This window comes from Kosakonia sp. HypNH10 (assembly GCF_029850615.1).
In the GTDB taxonomy this organism is placed as follows: Bacteria; Pseudomonadota; Gammaproteobacteria; order Enterobacterales; family Enterobacteriaceae; genus Kosakonia; species Kosakonia cowanii.
In genome coordinates, this window is sequence record NZ_JAOTIU010000004.1 from 154,389 (window position 1) to 175,216 (window position 20,828).

Annotated in this window: 16 protein-coding genes; 8 read left to right on the forward strand and 8 right to left on the reverse strand. The window is 57.6% G+C overall.

Going from position 1 to position 20,828, the window contains the following annotated elements; genetic code table 11:
• The first annotated feature begins 64 nt into the window (after window positions 1-64).
• On the forward strand, window positions 65-2,971 hold the full coding sequence (gene rapA, locus N7V53_RS13060) for an RNA polymerase-associated protein RapA (RefSeq protein WP_279793626.1): 2,907 nt from the start codon (window positions 65-67) through the stop codon (window positions 2,969-2,971).
• Window positions 2,972-2,983: 12 nt separating this feature from the next.
• Window positions 2,984-3,643: a bifunctional tRNA pseudouridine(32) synthase/23S rRNA pseudouridine(746) synthase RluA gene (gene rluA, locus N7V53_RS13065; RefSeq protein ID WP_094419342.1), complete on the forward strand. Its 660-nt coding sequence runs from the start codon at window positions 2,984-2,986 to the stop codon at window positions 3,641-3,643.
• A gap of 37 nt (window positions 3,644-3,680) precedes the next feature.
• On the opposite strand, the gene djlA is transcribed toward rluA, so the two are convergent.
• The gene (gene djlA / locus N7V53_RS13070) at window positions 3,681-4,505 is read right to left on the reverse strand and encodes a co-chaperone DjlA (RefSeq protein WP_124969843.1); all 825 of its coding nucleotides are present in this window, start codon (window positions 4,503-4,505) and stop codon (window positions 3,681-3,683) included.
• A 195-nt stretch (window positions 4,506-4,700) separates the two neighbouring features.
• Here djlA and lptD point away from each other — a divergent pair, with 195 nt between their 5' ends.
• Genes lptD through apaH form a run of 6 tightly spaced genes read left to right on the forward strand, consistent with a single transcriptional unit; the run spans window position 4,701 to window position 11,435 of the window.
• Complete coding sequence (gene lptD / locus N7V53_RS13075; protein ID WP_279793627.1) at window positions 4,701-7,058, forward strand: LPS assembly protein LptD; 2,358 nt, start codon at window positions 4,701-4,703, stop codon at window positions 7,056-7,058.
• Window positions 7,059-7,111: 53 nt separating this feature from the next.
• Window positions 7,112-8,398, forward strand: coding sequence for a peptidylprolyl isomerase SurA (surA, locus tag N7V53_RS13080; protein WP_023480474.1), 1,287 nt, complete (start codon window positions 7,112-7,114; stop codon window positions 8,396-8,398).
• Entirely contained in the window at window positions 8,395-9,384 is a 990-nt protein-coding gene (pdxA, locus tag N7V53_RS13085; protein WP_279793864.1) for a 4-hydroxythreonine-4-phosphate dehydrogenase PdxA, read from the forward strand. Before surA ends, pdxA begins: the two co-directional genes overlap by 4 nt.
• Window positions 9,381-10,202 (forward strand): 16S rRNA (adenine(1518)-N(6)/adenine(1519)-N(6))-dimethyltransferase RsmA, encoded by an 822-nt coding sequence (gene rsmA / locus N7V53_RS13090; RefSeq protein ID WP_023480359.1) that lies wholly within the window; start codon window positions 9,381-9,383, stop codon window positions 10,200-10,202. The genes pdxA and rsmA overlap by 4 nt, the downstream gene beginning before the upstream one ends.
• A 3-nt stretch (window positions 10,203-10,205) precedes the next feature.
• Window positions 10,206-10,583, forward strand: coding sequence for a Co2+/Mg2+ efflux protein ApaG (gene apaG, locus N7V53_RS13095; RefSeq protein ID WP_023480507.1), 378 nt, complete (start codon window positions 10,206-10,208; stop codon window positions 10,581-10,583).
• Window positions 10,584-10,586: 3 nt separating this feature from the next.
• Window positions 10,587-11,435: a bis(5'-nucleosyl)-tetraphosphatase (symmetrical) ApaH gene (gene apaH, locus N7V53_RS13100; protein ID WP_023480411.1), complete on the forward strand. Its 849-nt coding sequence runs from the start codon at window positions 10,587-10,589 to the stop codon at window positions 11,433-11,435.
• A gap of 34 nt (window positions 11,436-11,469) precedes the next feature.
• Here the strand turns inward: apaH and folA are convergent, their stop codons facing one another.
• The 7 genes from folA to dapB all read right to left on the reverse strand — a co-directional run bounded on the left by folA (window position 11,470) and on the right by dapB (window position 20,795).
• The gene (gene folA, locus N7V53_RS13105) at window positions 11,470-11,949 is read right to left on the reverse strand and encodes a type 3 dihydrofolate reductase (RefSeq protein WP_023480281.1); all 480 of its coding nucleotides are present in this window, start codon (window positions 11,947-11,949) and stop codon (window positions 11,470-11,472) included.
• Between the two features lie 194 nt (window positions 11,950-12,143).
• Entirely contained in the window at window positions 12,144-14,006 is a 1,863-nt protein-coding gene (gene kefC, locus N7V53_RS13110; RefSeq protein WP_279793628.1) for a glutathione-regulated potassium-efflux system protein KefC, read from the reverse strand.
• Window positions 13,999-14,529 (reverse strand): glutathione-regulated potassium-efflux system oxidoreductase KefF, encoded by a 531-nt coding sequence (kefF, locus tag N7V53_RS13115; RefSeq protein WP_023480390.1) that lies wholly within the window; start codon window positions 14,527-14,529, stop codon window positions 13,999-14,001. Before kefF ends, kefC begins: the two co-directional genes overlap by 8 nt.
• Before the next feature lie 130 nt (window positions 14,530-14,659).
• Window positions 14,660-14,893 (reverse strand): YgdI/YgdR family lipoprotein, encoded by a 234-nt coding sequence (locus tag N7V53_RS13120; RefSeq protein WP_023480333.1) that lies wholly within the window; start codon window positions 14,891-14,893, stop codon window positions 14,660-14,662.
• 234 nt (window positions 14,894-15,127) lie between these two features.
• Window positions 15,128-18,352: a carbamoyl-phosphate synthase large subunit gene (gene carB, locus N7V53_RS13125; protein ID WP_279793629.1), complete on the reverse strand. Its 3,225-nt coding sequence runs from the start codon at window positions 18,350-18,352 to the stop codon at window positions 15,128-15,130.
• 17 nt (window positions 18,353-18,369) lie between these two features.
• On the reverse strand, window positions 18,370-19,518 hold the full coding sequence (gene carA, locus N7V53_RS13130; protein WP_279793630.1) for a glutamine-hydrolyzing carbamoyl-phosphate synthase small subunit: 1,149 nt from the start codon (window positions 19,516-19,518) through the stop codon (window positions 18,370-18,372).
• 455 nt (window positions 19,519-19,973) lie between these two features.
• Window positions 19,974-20,795: a 4-hydroxy-tetrahydrodipicolinate reductase gene (dapB, locus tag N7V53_RS13135; RefSeq protein ID WP_279793631.1), complete on the reverse strand. Its 822-nt coding sequence runs from the start codon at window positions 20,793-20,795 to the stop codon at window positions 19,974-19,976.
• Window positions 20,796-20,828 lie beyond the last annotated feature (33 nt).

A 20,828-nucleotide genomic window follows, 5' to 3' on the forward strand; every position in this document is an offset into this window, starting at 1 on the left:
ATCCGCCCGCCTGTCGCCAGGCGGTGACGAACTATTGCCTGCAATTAGAGATTAGAGTTCATTTATGCCCTTTACACTTGGTCAACGCTGGATCAGCGATACGGAAAGCGAGCTTGGACTTGGTACTGTCGTTGCGATGGACGCGCGCACGGTAACCCTGCTTTTCCCCGCCACCGGTGAAAATCGCTTGTATGCCCGCAGCGACTCTCCCGTCACGCGCGTCATGTTCAATCCCGGTGACACCATCACCAGTCACGACGGCTGGCAGCTCACCATCGATGAAGTCAACGAAGAGAACGGTCTGCTCGCCTATACCGGTACGCGTCTTGATACCGGGGAGAGCAATGTGGTGCTGCGTGAAGTGCTGCTCGACAGCAAGCTGGTGTTCAGCAAGCCGCAGGACCGTCTTTTCGCCGGGCAGATTGATCGCATGGACCGTTTCGCGCTGCGCTACCGCGCGCGGAAATACCAGAGTGAGCAGTACCGCATGCCGTGGAGCGGCCTGCGCGGGCAGCGTACGAACCTGATTCCGCACCAGCTGCACATTGCCCATGACGTGGGCCGCCGCCATGCGCCGCGCGTGCTGCTGGCCGATGAAGTGGGGCTGGGCAAAACCATTGAAGCCGGGATGATCCTGCATCAGCAGCTGCTGGCGGGTGCCGCCGAGCGCGTGCTAATCGTGGTGCCGGAAACCCTGCAACACCAGTGGCTGGTTGAGATGCTGCGCCGCTTCAACCTGCGCTTTGCGCTGTTTGATGACGATCGTTACGCCGAAGCGCAGCACGATAGCGATAACCCGTTCGAGACCGAACAGCTGGTGATCTGCTCCCTTGATTTCGTGCGCCGTAGCAAGCAGCGTCTCGAACACCTGTGCGATGCCGAGTGGGATCTGCTGGTAGTCGATGAAGCGCACCATCTGGTGTGGAGCGAAAAAGAGGCGAGCCGCGAATATCTCGCCATTGAACAGCTGGCCGAGCGCGTGCCGGGCATTCTGCTGCTGACCGCAACGCCGGAACAGCTCGGTATGGAGAGCCACTTTGCGCGTCTGCGCCTGCTCGACCCGAACCGTTTCCATGATTTCGCCCAGTTTGTTGAAGAGCAGCAAAATTACCGCCCGGTAGCCGACGCCGTCGCGTTGCTGCTGGCGGGCGAGCGCCTGAGCAATGACGATCTCAATATGCTGAGCGAACTGGTTGGCGAGCAGGATATCGAGCCGCTGCTGCAAACCGCGAACAGCGATCGCGACGGCGCTGCCGATGCGCGCCAGGAGCTGATCGCCATGCTGATGGATCGCCACGGCACCAGCCGCGTGCTGTTCCGTAACACCCGTAATGGGGTTAAAGGCTTCCCGAAACGCGAACTGCACACGGTGAAACTGCCGCTGCCGACCCAATACCAGACGGCGATTAAAGTCTCCGGCATTATGGGTGCGCGTAAAAGCCAGGAAGAGCGCGCCCGCGACATGCTCTACCCGGAGCAGATCTACCAGGAGTTTGAAGGCGACAGCGGCACCTGGTGGAACTTCGATCCGCGCGTCGAGTGGCTGATGGGCTACCTTACCAGCCACCGCTCGCAGAAGGTGCTGGTGATCTGCGCCAAAGCGGCGACCGCCCTGCAACTGGAGCAGGTTCTGCGCGAGCGCGAAGGTATCCGCGCAGCGGTGTTCCATGAAGGGATGTCGATTATTGAACGCGACCGCGCGGCGGCGTGGTTCTCGGAAGAGGATAGCGGCGCGCAGGTGCTGCTCTGCTCCGAAATCGGTTCTGAAGGGCGTAACTTCCAGTTCGCCAGCCATCTGGTGATGTTCGATCTTCCCTTCAACCCGGATCTGCTCGAGCAGCGTATTGGCCGTCTGGATCGTATTGGCCAGGCGCACGACATTCAGATCCACGTGCCCTATCTTGAAAAAACCGCGCAGTCGGTGCTGGTGCGCTGGTATCACGAAGGGCTGGACGCGTTTGAACACACCTGCCCGACCGGCCGCGCCATCTATGACAGCGTGCACGGCGAGCTGATTAACTACCTGGCCGCGCCGGAAAACACCGACGGTTTTGACGATCTGATTAAAGCCTGCCGCGCGCAGCATGATGAGCTGAAAGCGCAGCTGGAGCAGGGCCGCGACCGCCTGCTGGAGATCCACTCCAACGGCGGCGAGAAAGCGCAGGCGCTGGCTGACAGCATCGCCGAACAGGATGATGACACCGCGCTTATCGCCTTCGCCATGAACCTGTTTGATATCGTCGGCATTAACCAGGACGATCGCGGCGAGAACATGATCGTCCTGACGCCGTCGGATCATATGCTGGTGCCGGACTTCCCGGGCTTGCCGGAAGATGGCTGCACCATCACCTTTGAGCGTGATGTGGCGCTGTCGCGCGAAGATGCGCAGTTTGTCACCTGGGAGCACCCGATCATCCGTAACGGTCTGGATCTGATCCTCTCCGGCGACACCGGCAGCAGCACCATTTCGCTGTTGAAGAACAAAGCCTTACCGGTCGGCACGCTGCTGGTAGAACTGATCTACGTAGTTGAAGCGCAGGCACCGAAGCAGCTGCAGCTTAACCGCTTCCTGCCGTCGACGCCGATCCGTCTGCTGGTGGATAAAAACGGTAACAACCTCGCTGCACAGGTGGAGTTTGAAACCTTTAACCGTCAGCTGAGCGCGGTCAACCGCCACACCGGCAGCAAACTGGTCAACGCCGTACAGCAGGAGGTGCATACCATCCTGCAAAAAGGTGAAGCACAGGTGGCTGATGCCGCGAAGGCGCTGATTGAAGCTGCACGCCGCGAAGCCGATGAGAAGCTCTCTGCGGAGCTGGCGCGTCTCGAAGCGCTGAAAGCCGTCAACCCGAACATTCGTGATGACGAACTGGAAGCGATCGAGAGCAACCGGCTGCAGGTGATGGAGAGCCTGGCGCAGGCCAGCTGGCGTCTGGACGCGCTGCGTCTGATTGTCGTCACGCATCAATAAACGGAGCCCGCAATGGTGATGGAGCCCTACAACCCGCCGCAGGATCCCTGGCTGGTCATTCTCTATCAGGATGAGCACATTATGGTCGTCAACAAGCCCAGCGGCTTGTTGTCGGTGCCGGGGCGTCTTGATGAGCACAAAGACAGCGTGATGACGCGCATTCAGCGCGACTATCCGCTGGCGGAATCGGTGCATCGGCTGGATATGGCCACCAGCGGCGTGATAGTGGTGGCGCTCACCAAAGCGGCCGAGCGCGAATTAAAGCGCCAGTTCCGCGAACGCGAGCCGAAAAAGCAGTACCTGGCGCGCGTCTGGGGTCATCCGGAAAAAGCGGAAGGGCTGGTGGATCTGCCGCTGATTTGCGACTGGCCGAACCGGCCAAAGCAGAAGGTCTGTTTTGAAACCGGCAAGGCGGCGCAGACGGAGTATGAAGTGCTGTCGTATGACGAAGATGGCAGCGCGCGGGTGCGCCTGAAGCCGATCACCGGCCGCTCGCACCAGCTGCGGGTGCATATGCTGGCGCTGGGTCATCCGATCCTCGGCGACCGCTTTTATGCGACGCCGGAAGCGCTGGCGATGGCGCCGCGTTTACAGCTCCATGCCGAAATCTTGACGATTACCCATCCGGCGTTTGGCAACAGCATGACGTTTAAGGCACCGGTGGATTTTTGAGAACGCGCCCCGATCTTGCGGTCGGGGACGTTTTTTATTAGCGAAACCCTTTCTGTTCGCGAATCAGTTCGTAGGCTTTCTGGATGTCCTGCGCTTTCTGCTTCGCCATCTCCATCATCTCCGGCGGTAATCCTTTCGCCACCAGCTTGTCCGGGTGATGCTCGCCCATTAAGCGGCGATAAGCGCGTTTAATGGTTGTCGCATCGTCGGTGGCTTTCACCCCCAGCACGTTGCAGGCATCTTCCAGCGTTGGGCCGCGTTGCGACTGCTGCCATCCGCCACCGCCCGCCTGCTGCTGCGAGTTGTTAAAGCCGCCGCCAAACTGCGCCCCGCCCTGCATCATCAGCAGGAACTGATCGAACTGCTGGCGAGAGATGCCCAGCTCTTCGGCGATGACGTAAAGCACCTGCCGTTCGCTCGGGTGGAGCGTACCGTCAGCAAACGCGGCCTGGATTTGAATTTCCAGAAACATCCTAATCAAATCAAAGCGGCCGAAACAGACGCTGCGAAACTGACGCATCTTGTCGCGTAACGGGTAGTTATCCGTTTTGCCGACGCGGAAAGCGTGCTGCGCCGCGGTGCGCGACTCGCCGTGCAGGTTCAGACGATCCATAAACAGGGTGGCGACCTGAATATCCGCTTCCGTTACGCGCCCCTTCGATTTGGTTAAATGCCCCATCACCTCAAAGGTGGTGGCAAAAAAGAGCGTCTGGCGCTCGCGCTGGTTGGCAAACCACGCCATTTTACGGCTGCGCGATTTGTCAAAAAGATGCCCAATAATCAGCCCCAGCACGGCGCCCCAAAAGCCGCCGCCTACGAAAAGGGCAACGACCACTCCAACCACTTTCCCCCAATACTGCATATACTCCCCAAATCGTCATGCCGTCGGCTAAAATTTGCTTTATCATACCCGTCATTCTATGCCGTGCACAGGCGCAGGCTCTCCTTCTGGCTCGAACGCGGGCAGGATTAAAACTAGCGTTGCAAAGGCGAGTAAGTTAGTCTCAGACCGTTTGCCAGCGTAAAGCCACAGATGACGGAACAACACATAAAACGTATGAAAAAACGTATCCCCACCCTCCTGGCCACCATGATTGGCTACGCCCTTTACAGTCAGCAGGGGATGGCAGCCGATCTTGCCTCGCAGTGTATGCTTGGCGTTCCCAGCTATAACCGCCCCCTGATTAAAGGCGATACCAATAACTTACCGGTAACGATCAACGCCGATCATGCTAAAGGCAACTACCCTGACGACGCCGTGTTTACCGGTAATGTCGATATTAATCAGGGTAATAGCCGCATGCAGGCCGATGAGGTTCAGGTTCATCAACAGCAACCGGAAGGTCAGACGGAACCTGTACGAACGGTGGATGCGCTCGGTAATGTGCACTATGACGACAATCAGGTCATCCTGAAAGGTCCGAAAGGTTGGGCTAACCTCAACACCAAAGACACCAATATCTGGGACGGTAACTACCAGATGGTTGACCGCCAGGGTCGCGGTACTGCCGATGTGATGAAACAGCGCGGCCAGAACCGTTATACCATCCTGGATAACGGTACCTTTACCTCCTGCTTGCCCGGCTCCAATACCTGGAGCGTTGTCGGCAGCGAGGTGATTCAGGATCGCGAAGAGCAGGTTGCTGAGATCTGGAACGCCCGCCTTAAGCTTGGCCCGGTTCCGGTCTTCTATAGCCCCTATTTGCAGCTGCCGATTGGTGATAAGCGCCGTTCAGGTTTCCTGATCCCGAACGCCAAATACTCAACCAGCAACTATTTCGAATTCTATCTGCCCTACTACTGGAACATCGCGCCCAATATGGATGCGACGATCACGCCGCACTATATCCATAAGCGCGGCAACACCCAGTGGCAGAATGAGTTCCGTTATCTGTCGCAGGCGGGCGAAGGCCTGATTGAGTTCGATTATCTGCCTTCTGATAAAGTCTACGAAGATGAGCACCCAACCGAGGGCGATCGCCATCGCTGGCTCTTCTTCTGGCAGCATACGGGCGTGCTGGACAAAGTGTGGCGTTTTAACGCCAACTACACCAAAGTCAGCGATCCGAACTACTTTAACGACTTTTCGTCAAAATATGGTTCCAGCACCGATGGTTACGCCACGCAGATCCTCAGCGTTGGTTATGCGATCGAAAACTTTGACGCCACGGTCTCGACCAAACAGTTCCAGGTGTTTAACCGTAACAACAGTAACTCCTACTCTGCGCAGCCGCAGGTGGATGTGAACTGGTACCACAACGATCTCGGCCCGTTCGATTTCCGCGTGTATGGCCAGGCGGTTAACTTTGTTAACACCAACAAAAACAACCCAGAGTCGACGCGTCTGCATCTGGAGCCGACCTTAAGTCTGCCGGTATCCAATGACTGGAGCAGCCTCAATACTGAAGTCAAACTGTTGGCGACCCATTACCAGCAGACCAATATCGACACCTTTAACGCGGCGAACGCCAACGCGCAGACGGGTCGTTCGTATGACGCGAACGTCAACCGCGTCATGCCGCAGTTTAAAGCCGACGGCAAGCTGGTCTTCGAGCGCGATATGGACTGGGCGGCTGGCTATACCCAGACGCTGGAGCCGCGCGCGCAGTACCTCTACGTGCCGTACCGCGATCAGAGCCATATCAACAACTACGACTCCTCCCTGTTGCAGTCGGACTACAGCGGCCTGTTCCGCGACCGCACCTATGGCGGCCTCGACCGCATCGCGTCAGCGAACCAGGTTACCACCGGTCTCACCACGCGTATTTTTGATAATGCGGCGGTTGAACGTTTTAACGTTTCTGTTGGTCAAATCTACTATTTCACCGAGTCCCGTACCGGTGATGACAATATCAACTGGGAGAAAGACAACAAAACCGGTTCGCTGGTGTGGGCGGGCGATACCTACTGGCGTATCTCCGACCGTTGGGGCCTGCGCGGCGGGGTTCAGTACGATACGCGTCTGAACAACATCGCCAACAGCAGCTCCGCGCTGGAGTATCGCCGTGATGAAAACCGTCTGCTGCAGCTGAGCTATCGTTATGCCAGCCCGGAGTATATTCAGGCAACGCTGCCGGAATTCGCGGCGGCAGATCAGTTTAAAAAAGGGATTTCGCAGGTGGGCACCGCCGCAAGCTGGCCGATTGCCGATCGCTGGTCTCTTGTTGGCGCGTACTATCTTGATACCAATACAAAAAAACCTGCGGACCAGATGGTTGGTGTGCAGTACAACTCCTGCTGTTATGCGATTCGCCTCGGTTGGGAACGCAAACTTAACGGCTGGGAGAACGATCAGAGCAAGTATGAAAAAGTTATCGGTTTCAACATTGAGCTTCGCGGCCTGAGTTCCAACTATGGCCTGGGTACGCAAGAGATGCTGCGCTCGAACATCCTGCCGTACCGTAGCTCACTGTGATCTGTTTGATTTGCAACGTAATCCGCACTGCGGTTAATTGAAATGGAAAAGGTATGAAGAACTGGAAAACGCTGCTTCTCGGTATCGCTATGGTTGCGAATACCAGTTTTGCCGCGCCTCAGGTTGTCGATAAAGTCGCCGCCGTGGTGAATAACGGCGTCGTGCTCGAAAGTGACGTTGATGGTTTGATGCAGTCCGTCAAAGCGAATGCTGGCCAGGCGGGTCAACAGTTGCCGGATGACAAGACCCTGCGCCATCAGATCCTGGAGCGTCTGATCATGGATCAGATCATTTTGCAGATGGGCACGAAAATGGGCGTCAAAGTGACTGACGAACAGCTCGATGCCGCTATCGCGGATATTGCGAAACAGAACAACATGACGATGGATCAGATGCGCAGCCGTCTGGCCTACGACGGGATGAATTTCAGCACCTATCGTAACCAGATCCGCAAAGAGATGATCATCTCCGAAGTGCGTAACAGCGAAGTGCGTCGCCGCGTGACCGTGCTGCCGCAGGAAGTGGAGTCGCTGGCGCAGCAGGTTGGCAATCAGAACGACGCCAGCACCGAGCTGAATCTGAGCCACATCCTGATCCCGCTGTCAGAAAACCCGACCTCTGCCCAGGTTAACGAAGCAGAAGCCCAGGCGCGCTCGATCATTGAGCAGGCGCGTAACGGCGCTGACTTTGGCAAGCTGGCAATCACCTACTCTGCCGACCAGCAGGCGCTGAAAGGCGGCCAGATGGGCTGGGGCCGTATTCAGGAACTGCCGAGCGTCTTCGCGCAGGCGCTGAGCACGGCGAAAAAAGGCGACGTGCTGGGCCCAATCCGCTCCGGTGTTGGTTTCCACATTCTTAAAGTGAACGATCTGCGCGGTCAGTCGAAGAGCATCTCCGTGACAGAAGTGCATGCCCGTCACATCCTGCTGAAACCGTCGCCGATCATGACTGATGACCAGGCGCGCACTAAGCTGGAAGAGATTGCTGCCGACATTAAGAGCGGTCGCACCACCTTCGCTAATGCAGCGAAAGAGTTCTCGCAGGATCCGGGTTCAGCCAACCAGGGCGGCGACCTCGGCTGGGCGGCAGCGGATATCTACGATCCCGCTTTCCGCGATGCGCTGATGAAGCTGAAACGCGGCCAGATGAGCGGCCCGGTGCACTCCTCCTTCGGCTGGCACCTGATCGAAATGCTCGATTCGCGCAACGTCGACAAAACCGATGCCGCGCAGAAAGATCGCGCCTACCGGATGTTGATGAACCGCAAGTTCTCTGAAGAGGCGGCAACCTGGATGCAGGAACAACGCGCCAGCGCTTACGTCAAAATTCTGAGCAACTGATGAACACGCAGCGCATCGTTATCACTCCCGGTGAACCTGCCGGGATTGGCCCGGATCTGGTGGTGCAGCTCGCCCAGCGCGACTGGCCGGTTGAACTGGTAATCTGTGGCGATGCGACGCTGTTAACTGACCGGGCAGCCCTGCTCGGTCTGCCGCTTACGCTTCGGGAGTACGCTCCCGGGCATGCAGCGGTGCCGCAACAGTCCGGAACCCTTACCCTCCTGCCTGTTGCGCTCAACGCGCCGGTTATCGCCGGCACTCTTAATCCGCAAAACGGCGCTTACGTCGTCTCTACCCTTGCCCGCGCCTGCGATGGTTGCCTGAACGGTGAATTCGCCGCGCTGGTCACCGGCCCGGTGCATAAAGGGGTGATCAACGATTCGGGTACGCCCTTTACCGGGCACACGGAGTTTTTCGAGCAGCGCGCTCACGCCGACAAAGTGGTGATGATGCTGGCAACGGAGACGCTGCGCGTGGCGCTGGCGACGACGCATCTGCCGCTCAGAGAGGTGGCGGATGCCATCACGCCCGATTTGCTGCGTGAAGTGATCACCATCCTGCACGGCGATTTACGGCAGAAGTTTGGCATCGTCTCTCCGCATATTCTGGTCTGCGGCCTCAACCCCCACGCGGGCGAAGGCGGTCATATGGGCACGGAAGAGATCGACACCATTATTCCGGTGCTGGAGGCGATGCGTCGCGAAGGCATGAATCTGAGCGGCCCGCTCCCGGCTGACACGCTGTTTCAGCCGAAATACCTCGATAACGCCGACGCGGTGCTGGCGATGTACCACGATCAGGGCCTGCCCGTGCTAAAATACCAGGGCTTTGGCCGCGGGGTGAATATTACCCTCGGTTTACCTTTTATTCGCACCTCCGTCGACCACGGTACCGCCCTTGAACTGGCGGGCCAGGGAACCGCGGAGGTCGGCAGTTTTATTACGGCGCTTAATCTCGCCATCAAGATGATTGTTAATACTCAATGAATACTCGCGTCCATCAGGGCCACTTAGCCCGCAAACGCTTCGGGCAAAACTTCCTCCACGACCAGTTCGTGATCGACAGCATCGTTTCCGCCATCAACCCGCAAAAGGGTCAGGCCATGGTCGAAATCGGCCCGGGTCTTGGCGCGCTGACCGAACCGGTCGGCGATCGTCTGGATAAAATGACGGTTATCGAGCTTGACCGCGATCTGGCGGCTCGTCTGCAAACGCACCCGTTCCTCGCACCAAAGCTGACGATTTATCAGCAGGATGCGATGACCATGAACTTCGGCGAGCTGTCGCAAACCCTCGGCCAGCCGCTGCGCGTTTTCGGCAACCTGCCCTACAACATCTCAACACCGTTGATGTTTCATCTGTTTAGCTATACTGATGCCATTGCCGACATGCACTTTATGTTGCAAAAAGAGGTGGTAAACCGCCTGGTTGCAGGGCCGAACAGTAAGGCGTATGGAAGACTGAGCGTGATGGCGCAGTACTATTGCCAGGTGATCCCGGTGCTTGAAGTGCCGCCGACCGCCTTCGCGCCGCCGCCAAAAGTCGATTCCGCCGTGGTGCGTCTGGTGCCGCATACCACTATGCCGCACCCGGTAAAAGAGGTTCGCACCCTGAGCCGCATTACCACCGAAGCGTTCAACCAGCGCCGTAAGACCATTCGTAACAGTCTCGGCAATGTGTTTACCGTCGACGTGCTTTCATCGTTGGGTATCGATCCGACGATGCGCGCAGAAAATATCTCTGTTGCGCAATATTGTCAGTTAGCCAACTACCTGACGGATAATGCGCCGCCGAAGGAGAGTTAACCCATGATCAATTCGCCCCGCGTCTCTGTGCAGGTCCAAAGCCTCTATATCGAGTCACAGTCGCAACCCGACCATGAACGCTATGTCTTTGCTTACACCGTCACCATCCGGAACCTGGGGCGAAGCGCCGTCCAGTTGCTCAGTCGCTACTGGTTGATCACCAATGGAAATGGCCGCGAAACGGAAGTTCAGGGCGAAGGTGTGGTCGGCGAACAGCCCCATATCGAGCCAGGCGGCGAATTTCAGTACACCAGCGGCGCGGTGATCGAAACGCCGCTGGGCACCATGCAGGGCCATTACGATATGGTCGATGCGCAGGGCACCCCCTTCCGCGTCGCTATCCCGGTCTTCCGACTCGCCGTTCCAATAGTGATCCATTAATCAATGTCTACATACTTTATTGGCGACGTTCACGGTTGCTTTGATGAACTGATCGCGCTGTTAAACCAGGTGCAGTTTTCACCGGAAAAAGACACCGTATGGCTGACCGGCGACCTCGTGGCGCGCGGCCCTGGCTCGCTCGACGTGCTGCGTTACGTCAAATCTCTTGGCGACAGCGCGCGCGTTGTGCTCGGCAATCACGATCTGCATCTGCTGGCGGTCTTTGCCGGTATCAGCCGCAATAAGCCAAAAGATCGGCTTAACCTGCTGCTGGAAGCGCCCGACGCCGACGAGCTGATTAACTGGCTGCGTCGCCAGCCGCTGCTGCAAATCGATGAAGAGAAAAAGGTGGTGATGGCCCACGCCGGGATCACGCCACAGTGGGATCTCGACACGGCGAAAAGCTGCGCCCGCGATGTCGAAGCGGTGCTGGCAAGCGACTCCTATCCGCTATTCCTCGATGCGATGTATGGCGATCTGCCAAACCACTGGTCGCCGGAGCTGAGCGGTCTCGCTCGTCTACGCTTTATCACCAACGCGTTTACGCGGATGCGTTACTGCTTCCCGAACGGGCAGCTGGATATGTACTGCAAAGATACGCCGCAGAACGCACCGGCACCGCTGAAACCCTGGTTCTCAATTCCGGGTCCGGTCGCGCAGGAGTACAGCATCGTCTTTGGCCACTGGGCATCGCTGGAAGGCGAAGGCACGCCGGAAGGGATTTACGCGCTGGATACCGGCTGCTGCTGGGGCGGGGATCTCACCTGCCTGCGCTGGGAAGATAAGCAGATCTTCACGCAGCCATCGAATCGCCAGATGGATCTGGGTGATGGGGAGGCCATCGCCTCCTGAAATGAAAATCCCCGGCATGCCGGGGATTTTGCTATTAGCGACGCTCGAGAATTTCGAAGCAGTAGCTGTGTGAATTCTGCGCGTCCGCGTCGTGGAATTCACTGAAGACCGAGTCCCACTCGTCCGGATCGTAATCCGGGAAATGGGTATCGCCCTCCACTTCCGCATCAATGTGCGTCAGGTAGAGGCGCTGCGCTTTCGGCAGGAACTGCTCGTAGACGCGGCCGCCACCGATCACCATGATCTCCTGCGCATCGCCGCACGCCGCCAGCGCATCCTCAACGGATTTCACCCACTCAACGCGATCGTCGGTGCCCGGCTGGCTGCTGATGACAATGTTTTTACGCCCCGGCAGCGGGCGACCGATGGATTCCCATGTCAGGCGGCCCATCACAACAGGTTTGTTTAAGGTGTTGCGCTTAAACCAGGCGAGATCGGCAGGGAGATCCCACGGCATGGCATTCTCCATACCGATGACGCGATCCACTGCTAACGCCGCAATCAGACTGATCATTCATTCATTTCCTGGATGCAAAAAATTGTCGCCACTATACGGAAAGCACAATCTTTCGTCGACGGTGCGTAAGGTAAAGAAGAAGAAAAATTTCTGTTCTGCTGGCGGTGACCCTGCACATCTTCGCACCGCCAGCTTTCCATGCCTGATCTATCAAGCCGTTAGCCGTCAAGCAGCCTTAACAGACCGCGCGATCAGGGCTGCGGTTTCACCGCGGGCTCATCTGCCGGATCGTCAGTATGCCTTCCCTCTTCCGTCCCCTGCCAGCCATGGCGCTGCGTGACGGAGAGATGCGCACGATCTTCGGCAATAATCTCCGTTAGCATGGCGCTGGTGCGTTTAAACACCGCAACGCGCCCCTGGCCGCCATCTTCCGCATTTGCCATCTCTTCAATCATGTCGTGATTAAAGCGGCGGAAGCGATCGGCGCGCTCACGCGCCTCATAGGCACCCAGCCCCAGCCCTTCAAGGGCCTGACGCCCGGTTTTCAACGCCGCTTCGAAGGTCTCACGTTCAGGATCCTCAACGCCCATCTGACGCAGGCGAATGTAGTGATCGACATCGCGAGCGCGGGCAATAATGCGCAGGTGCGGGAAGTGCTCCTTCGCCAGCTCCGTTAAGTGCAGGCTGGCTTCGGGATCATCAATTGCGTTGATCAATACTTCCGCCCGCGCCGCGCCCGCTGACTCCAGCAGATCGACGCGGGTCGCGTCACCGTAGAAGACCTTCATGCCAAACTTACGCAGCGTCTCGATATGGTCGGGATCGTGATCGAGGATCACCATCTTCACGCCGCTGGAGAGCAACAAGCGCCCTGAGATCTGCCCGAAGCGGCCAAAGCCGGCGACAATCACCCGCGCCTCCTCTTCATCGATCGCATCGGCTTCCTGCTCACGATCGCCGCCGCCCGCCTCCAGACGCGCGAGCAGCACCAGCAGCAGCGGCGTTGCCGCCATCGACAGTGCCACAGTGAGAGTTAAGGCTTTCGCCCATTCGCTATCCAGCACCTGCGCCGTCTGCGCGGCGCCAAACACCACGAAGGCAAACTCACTCCCCTGCCCCAGCAGCGCCGCGAACCACCAGCGCTGCTTGCGCGGCACCGTTAAAGGACGCGCGATCAGCCACAGCACGCCGGTTTTAATCACCAGGAAGCCGCCCAGCAGCAGCAGAATGCGCAGTGGATGGCTCACCAGCGTGCCGAAATCGATCGACATACCAACGCCGATAAAGAAGAGCCCGAGCAGCAGACCTTTAAACGGCTCGATATCGCTCTCCAGCGCGTGGCGATATTCGGAGCTGGCAAGCAGCACCCCGGCGAGAAAGGCGCCCATCGCCATCGATAACCCGGCCTCTTCCAGCAGCAAACCGAAACCGAAGACCAGCAGCAGCGCCACGGCGCAGAAGACTTCCCGCAGGCCGGAGCGGGCAACAAAGCGCAGCGCAGGACGCGCGACATAGCGCCCAATCAGCACCACCAGCGTCAGCGCCGCCACCACTTTTAGCGCGGATAATAGAAAGGCGCTAAGGGTCATCGCCCCGCCGCTGGCGGCCAGCAGCGGGATCATCGCCACCAGCGGAATGGCGGCGATATCCTGGAACAGCAGCACTGAAAAGGCGCTGCGCCCCATCTGCGAGGCGGTCAGGTTACGCTCATTCATCGCCTGCATGGCGATAGCGGTCGATGAGAGCCCAAGCGTCAGGCCTATCAGCAGCGCCACCGACCACGGCAGCCCGAGCAGCAGACAGAAGCCGCCGAGCAACAGGCCACAGCTGCCCATCTGCAACGCGCCGCCGCCAAATACCGAGGCGCGCAATTTCCATAACCGCTGCGGATCCAACTCCAGGCCGATGATAAACAGCATCAATACCACGCCGATTTCGGCGAAGTGCAGAATAGACTCCGCATCGGTGACCAGCCGTAACCCCCACGGGCCGATAATCCCGCCGGCAATCAAGTAGCCGAGCACCGAACCGAGCCCGAGACGCATAGCGATGGGTACCACCAGCGCCGCCGCGCCCAGGTAGATCAGCGCCTGAATCATTGAGTGACTATCCACGCTGCACCTCCAGCCATGTCTGCAAACGCTGTTTATATTGCCGTGCCTGCGCCTGCAAGGTTTCGTCATCACAGACAAAGGTGCGGTGAATGGCAAAAGGCGGCAGCCACGTCAGGCCGCAGTAGAGCGCCGTGGCCTGCAAAGGCTGGGCAAGCACCTCAAATCCTGGGTGATCGCCCAGATCAAAATGGTGTTCGCCGCCGCCGGTGGTCACCGCCCACATAATGCTTTTGCCGCGCAGCGCGGTGCCGCCCTGACCGTATGCCCAGCCGTGAGCCAGCACTTTATCGATCCAGAGTTTGAGTAACGGCGTGACGCTATACCACTGCATCGGGTGTTGCCAGATGATGAGATCGGCACGCGCCAGCGCCTGCTGCTCGGCGGCAATGTCGATATTGAAATCGGGATAGAGGTCGTAGAGGGAGCGGATCTCCACCTCATCCATTGTCTCAACCTGCTCAAGCATGCGCTTATTAGCATGGGAGTGTTGTGGATAGGGGTGGGCGTAAATAATGAGGATCATCGATTACCTGTTTCACTGATATTTTCAGAGAGTGTAGTCAGTTAATCGATTGGCTAACAGTAGCAATCTGTAGGGGAATTCAGAGGGGGTCGTGCGGCGGCGAAAGCCACCGCACGCTAAGCGTGGCGAATTAGTTATTCAGCTCGCTCATGCCTTTAACCTGGTCACGGTTAATCTGCTGCGTTTTACCGGTTTCGGCATTTTTAATCGAGACCATGCCGGTATCTTTGTCTACCTGCGGTTTGCCGTCGGTGACGATGGTTTTACCATCGGTCGTCTCTACAGCCTGGTTTGAAGAACAACCGGCAACGGTGAACAGCGCAGCGGCAGTCATTACGGATGTGAGCAGAAGTTTAGTTTTCATGGTTCTCTCCCTGTTTTGCAGTCAATTTTAAGCTTCTTGGGAGTAAGTGTAGGGTAACTCGCTGAGGGATGAGGAAAATACAGAACACTCTGAAGGTGGATAAATGCAGGTAGGATCGCGTAGGCCTGATAAGCGAAGCGCCATCAGGCATTATTGCCGGATGGCGGCAACGCCTTATCCGGCCTACAAATAGTGCGAATAAAAAAATTCGGGCCGGTAAACCGGCCCGCTCTGTTACTTGCTGATCTGCGCGTGCATCTCCTGCACGGAGGTCACCTTCTCGGTGGCGTCAGCATTCAGCGCCATCGCGGTGGCGAAGCCGCCGTTCAGGGTGGTGTCGTAATGCACCTTGTACTGCAGCGCGCTACGGCGAATCAGTTTTGAATCCTCAATCGCCTGGCGGCCTGCGGTGGTGTTGATGATGTAGGTATATTCGCCATTCTTAATACGATCCTGAATGTGCGGACGCCCTTCATGCACCTTGTTCACCAGACGCGGGTTGATGCCCGCTTCGCCGAGCACAATCGCCGTGCCGTGGGTGGCATCCAGTTCAAAGCCCTGCTTCAGCAGCTTGGCGGCGAGGTCGACAACGCGCTCTTTATCCCCTTCACGCACCGACAGCAGCGCACGGCCGCGCTTCTGCATGGTGGAGTTGCTGCCGAGCTGCGCTTTGGCAAACGCTTCAGCAAAGGTGCGACCGACGCCCATCACTTCCCCGGTCGAGCGCATTTCCGGCCCTAACAACGGGTCAACGCCCGGGAATTTGTTGAACGGCAGCACCACCTCTTTCACCGAGTAGTACGGCGGGATAATTTCGCTGGTGTGGCCCTGCGCAGCCAGAGTCTGGCCAGTCATCACGCGCGCCGCCACTTTCGCCAGCGGAACGCCCGTCGCTTTCGAGACAAACGGCACGGTACGCGCCGCACGCGGGTTCACTTCAATCAGGTAGACGTCGTTATCTTTCACTGCGAACTGCACGTTCATCAGACCGCGCACCTGCAACTCAAACGCCAGTTTCTGCACCTGCTGGCGCATCACATCCTGAATCTCCTGGCTCAGCGTATAGGCTGGCAGTGAACAGGCGGAGTCACCGGAGTGCACCCCTGCCTGCTCGATATGCTCCATGATGCCGCCAATCAGCACGCTTTCGCCGTCGCAAATCGCGTCGACGTCCACTTCTACTGCGTCATCGAGGAACTTATCCAGCAGCACTGGCGCATCGTTCGAGACGCTGACTGCGGTCATAAAGTAGCGACGCAGGTCGACTTCGTCGTAGACAATCTCCATTGCGCGGCCGCCCAGCACATAGGAGGGACGCACGACCAGCGGATAGGTGATCTCTTTGGCTTTCTCAACCGCCTGCTCCAGCGCCGTGACCGTGGCGTTAGCCGGTTGCAGCAGCTTCAGGCGCTCTACCGCCTGCTGGAAACGCTCGCGGTCTTCCGCGCGGTCAATTGCGTCCGGGCTGGTGCCGATAATCGGTACGCCCGCCGCTTCCAGTTCGCGCGCCAGTTTCAGTGGCGTCTGGCCGCCGTACTGGACGATCACGCCCTTCGGCTTCTCGATACGCACGATTTCCAGCACATCTTCCAGCGTTACCGGCTCGAAGTAGAGGCGGTCGGAGGTGTCGTAATCGGTGGAGACGGTTTCCGGGTTACAGTTGACCATAATGGTCTCGTAACCATCTTCGCGCAGCGCCAGCGAGGCGTGGACGCAGCAGTAGTCGAACTCAATACCCTGCCCGATACGGTTTGGACCACCGCCGAGCACCATAATTTTTTCGCGATCCTGGTTCGGATTGGCTTCGCACTCCTCTTCATAGGTGGAGTACATATACGCGGTGTCGGTAGCGAACTCCGCGGCACAGGTATCAACGCGTTTGTAGACCGGGTGCAGGTTGTACTGGTCACGCAGCTTGCGGATCTCCGCTTCGCGCACGCCAACCAGCGTCGCCAGACGCGCATCGGCGAAGCCTTTGCGTTTCAGCTGGAGCAGGAAGTCGGCGTTCAGGCCATTGATGCCCTGCGCGGCAACCTGCTCTTCCAGACGCACCAGCTCCTCAATCTGCACCAGGAACCAGCGGTCGATATTGGTCAGGTTGAAGACGCCATCGACGGAAAGGCCAGCGCGGAAAGCGTCAGCGATGTACCAGATACGATCCGCGCCCGCGTCTTTCAGCTCGCGGCGGATTTTGGTCAGCGCTTCCGGATCTTCAAGGCTTACTTTCGGGTCGAAGCCGGTGGCGCCCACTTCGAGGCCGCGCAGCGCTTTTTGCAGCGACTCCTGCTGGGTGCGGCCAATCGCCATCACTTCACCAACGGATTTCATCTGCGTGGTCAGGCGGTCGTTAGCACCGACAAATTTTTCGAAGTTGAAGCGCGGAATCTTGGTGACGACATAGTCGATAGAGGGTTCGAACGACGCCGGGGTACGCCCGCCGGTGATATCGTTCATCAGCTCATCCAGCGTGTAACCTACCGCCAGTTTCGCCGCCACTTTTGCAATCGGGAAGCCGGTCGCTTTCGAGGCCAGCGCCGAGGAGCGGGAAACACGTGGGTTCATCTCGATAACAATCAGACGACCATTTTTCGGGTTGACCGCGAACTGCACGTTGGAGCCGCCGGTCTCAACACCGATTTCACGCAGCACCGCCATCGAGGCGTTACGCATGATTTGGTACTCTTTGTCGGTCAGGGTCTGCGCCGGAGCCACGGTGATGGAGTCACCGGTGTGAATGCCCATGGCGTCGAAGTTTTCAATCGAGCAGACGATGATGCAGTTGTCGTTCTTATCGCGCACCACCTCCATCTCATACTCTTTCCAGCCAATCAGCGACTCATCAATCAGCAGCTCTTTAGTCGGAGAGAGGTCGAGGCCGCGGGCGCAAATCTCTTCAAACTCTTCGCGGTTATAGGCGATGCCGCCGCCGGTGCCGCCCATGGTAAAGGAGGGGCGGATAATGCACGGGTAGCCGACGTCAGCCGCCACGGCCAGCGCTTCGTCCATGGTGTGCGCAATGCCGGAACGCGCGGTATCGAGGCCAATTTTCTTCATCGCGATATCGAAACGGCGGCGATCTTCCGCTTTATCAATCGCATCTGCGGTGGCACCAATCATCGTCACGCCGAACTCTTCCAGCACGCCCTGACGCTCAAGCTCCAGCGCGCAGTTGAGCGCGGTCTGGCCGCCCATTGTCGGCAGCACCGCATCCGGGCGCTCTTTTTCGATGATCTTACGCACCACTTCCCAGTGGATTGGCTCGATATAGGTGGCGTCCGCCATTTCCGGGTCGGTCATGATGGTTGCCGGGTTGGAGTTCACCAGGATTACGCGGTAACCCTCTTCGCGCAGCGCTTTACACGCCTGCGCGCCGGAGTAGTCGAATTCACACGCCTGGCCGATAACAATCGGGCCAGCGCCAAGGATCAGGATGCTTTTTAGGTCTGTACGTTTTGGCATGGCTCTTTTTCTCCTGATTATTTGGCGGTATGACGATACTGCTCAATCAATTCAATAAAGTGGTCAAACAGCGGCGCGGCGTCGTGCGGGCCAGGGCTGGCTTCCGGGTGACCCTGGAAGCTGAAGGCCGGCTTATCGGTGCGGTGAATGCCCTGCAGCGTGCCGTCGAACAGCGATTTGTGCGTGACGCGCAGGTTAGCAGGCATCGACGCCTCGTCGACGGCAAAACCGTGGTTCTGCGCGGTGATCATCACTGTATTGTTGTCGATATCTTTTACCGGGTGGTTGCCGCCGTGGTGACCAAACTTCATCTTCACGGTTTTCGCTCCGCTCGCCAGCGCCAGCAGCTGGTGGCCGAGGCAGATGCCGAACACCGGAATATCGGTTTCGAGGAAAGCTTTAATCGCGTCGATAGCGTAGTCGCACGGTGCCGGGTCGCCGGGACCGTTAGAGAGGAAGATGCCGTCCGGATTCATTTTCAGCACTTCTGCGGCCGGGGTTTGCGCCGGGACTACCGTCAGGCGGCAGCCGCGATCCACCAGCATGCGCAGGATGTTGCGTTTTGCGCCGTAATCATAGGCCACAACGTGGTAAGGCAGTTCGCTCTCTTGTTTCGCTTCCGGCAGCTCGCCCGCCAGCGTCCAGCTACCCTGCGTCCAGCTGTAGCTCTCCTGGGTCGTCACCTCTTTCGCCAGATCCATCCCGTTCAGCCCAGGGAAAGCTTTCGCTTTCTCCAGCGCCACGGTCTCGTCGAGGTTTTCGCCCGCGATGATGCAGCCGTTCTGTGCGCCTTTTTCGCGCAGCAGGCGGGTCAGCTTGCGGGTATCAATATCGGCAATCGCCACGATGTTATGGCGTTTCAGGTAGGAAGAGAGATCTTCAGTGCTGCGGTAGTTGCTGGCAATCAGCGGCAGGTCGCGAATGACCAGACCCTGCGCATGCACCTGAGAGGACTCTTCGTCAGCCGCGTTGGTGCCGACATTGCCGATATGAGGATAAGTAAGAGTGACGATTTGGCGGGAATAGGAAGGATCAGTGAGGATTTCTTGATAACCGGTCATTGAAGTATTGAAAACGACTTCCCCAACCGCCGTGCCCGTTGCCCCTATGGCCCGACCGTAAAACTGGGTTCCGTCTTCCAGAACCAATAGCGCTGACTTAATCAAAACACCCTCCAGAGAATATTCACTCACTTTATTTGCATATTAATTCATATCAGGATGATGAATCAATGCAAATTTGCTGGCCGTGGATTTTTGGCAAACGGCGGCATTCTGGAGAGATGTGGGATAAAAGTCAACTTATGACGCCTGTTTTTCTTTCTCTTTTACGCCACTGCCTGCTTTTACAGGGTTTAAGAGATAAAAAAAGAAGATAAGCAGAGCGGGGAAAACGCTTGCGCGGCAAGAAAATTGTATCTCAGTAGCGACCGGGGTGAAAAACCAGACCAGATGGTCAAAATTTACATTTTAGAAACAAAAAATGGCTTATAAACTATCTATTTCAGCGCTTTAAGGTTAAAAATCATTTTTAGAAGTCAAAATAAAAGGGCAATAAATTATTGCCCTTTGCAATCAATCCATTATGACTGCAACAACCACATCACGAAGGGTAAAAACGCTTACAGATTGTTGAGATCGAGGACATCACGCATGTCAAAAAGACCGCTTTCTTTGTCTTTAAGCCATGAAGCGGATCGCACCGCGCCATTAGCGAAGGTCATGCGGCTTGATGCTTTATGCGTAATCTCGACACGTTCGCCAATATCGGCGAACATCGCCGTATGTTCGCCGACGATATCCCCGGCGCGAACCGTAGCAAAGCCAATAGTGCCGGGAACACGCTCGCCGGTATGGCCTTCACGTGAATAAACCGCACACTCTTTTAACTCTTTATTCAGTGAGCTGGCGATCGTTTCCCCCATCGCCAGCGCCGTGCCTGACGGGGCATCCACTTTATGGCGGTGGTGGGCTTCGATAATTTCGATATCGGTGTAGTCGCCCATCACCTTTGCCGCTTTCTCCAGCAGCTTCAGCATGACGTTCACGCCAACGCTAAAGTTGGCGGCAAAGACGATGGCAATCTCCTGCGCCGCATCGCTGATGGCCTGCTTGCCCGCGTCATCAAAACCGGTTGTGCCAATCACCATAGCTTTATGGTGCTGACGGCAAAAGGCGAGATGGTGAAGCGTCCCTTCCGGGCGGGTGAAATCGATAAAGACATCGAAATCCTCTTTTACCGCCTCAAGGCTGCTCTGCACCGTGACGCCGCTTTTACCCGCGCCTGCGAGTTCACCCGCATCGCTTCCCAGCAGAGAGGAACCCTCCCGCTCCAGCGCTGCACCAAGGGCCACGCCCTCCATAGCCAGCGCCGCCTGAATCAGCTGTCGGCCCATTCGACCGCCAGCGCCCGCGATGGCTACGCGGATTGCTGCATCATGCATAGTTGTGCTCTTTTGTTAATTAAATGCGTAAAA

Bases quoted from the DNA above. Each gene is read 5' to 3' on its own strand.
- rapA (WP_279793626.1), top strand. From the start codon at position 65: ATGCCCTTTACACTTGGTCAACGCTGGATCAGCGATACGGAAAGCGAG.
- rluA (WP_094419342.1), top strand. From the start codon at position 2,984: ATGGTGATGGAGCCCTACAACCCGCCGCAGGATCCCTGGCTGGTCATT.
- djlA (WP_124969843.1), bottom strand. From the start codon at position 4,505: ATGCAGTATTGGGGGAAAGTGGTTGGAGTGGTCGTTGCCCTTTTCGTA.
- lptD (WP_279793627.1), top strand. From the start codon at position 4,701: ATGAAAAAACGTATCCCCACCCTCCTGGCCACCATGATTGGCTACGCC.
- surA (WP_023480474.1), top strand. From the start codon at position 7,112: ATGAAGAACTGGAAAACGCTGCTTCTCGGTATCGCTATGGTTGCGAAT.
- rsmA (WP_023480359.1), top strand. From the start codon at position 9,381: ATGAATACTCGCGTCCATCAGGGCCACTTAGCCCGCAAACGCTTCGGG.
- apaG (WP_023480507.1), top strand. From the start codon at position 10,206: ATGATCAATTCGCCCCGCGTCTCTGTGCAGGTCCAAAGCCTCTATATC.
- apaH (WP_023480411.1), top strand. From the start codon at position 10,587: ATGTCTACATACTTTATTGGCGACGTTCACGGTTGCTTTGATGAACTG.
- folA (WP_023480281.1), bottom strand. From the start codon at position 11,949: ATGATCAGTCTGATTGCGGCGTTAGCAGTGGATCGCGTCATCGGTATG.
- kefF (WP_023480390.1), bottom strand. From the start codon at position 14,529: ATGATCCTCATTATTTACGCCCACCCCTATCCACAACACTCCCATGCT.
- N7V53_RS13120 (WP_023480333.1), bottom strand. From the start codon at position 14,893: ATGAAAACTAAACTTCTGCTCACATCCGTAATGACTGCCGCTGCGCTG.
- carB (WP_279793629.1), bottom strand. From the start codon at position 18,352: ATGCCAAAACGTACAGACCTAAAAAGCATCCTGATCCTTGGCGCTGGC.
- dapB (WP_279793631.1), bottom strand. From the start codon at position 20,795: ATGCATGATGCAGCAATCCGCGTAGCCATCGCGGGCGCTGGCGGTCGA.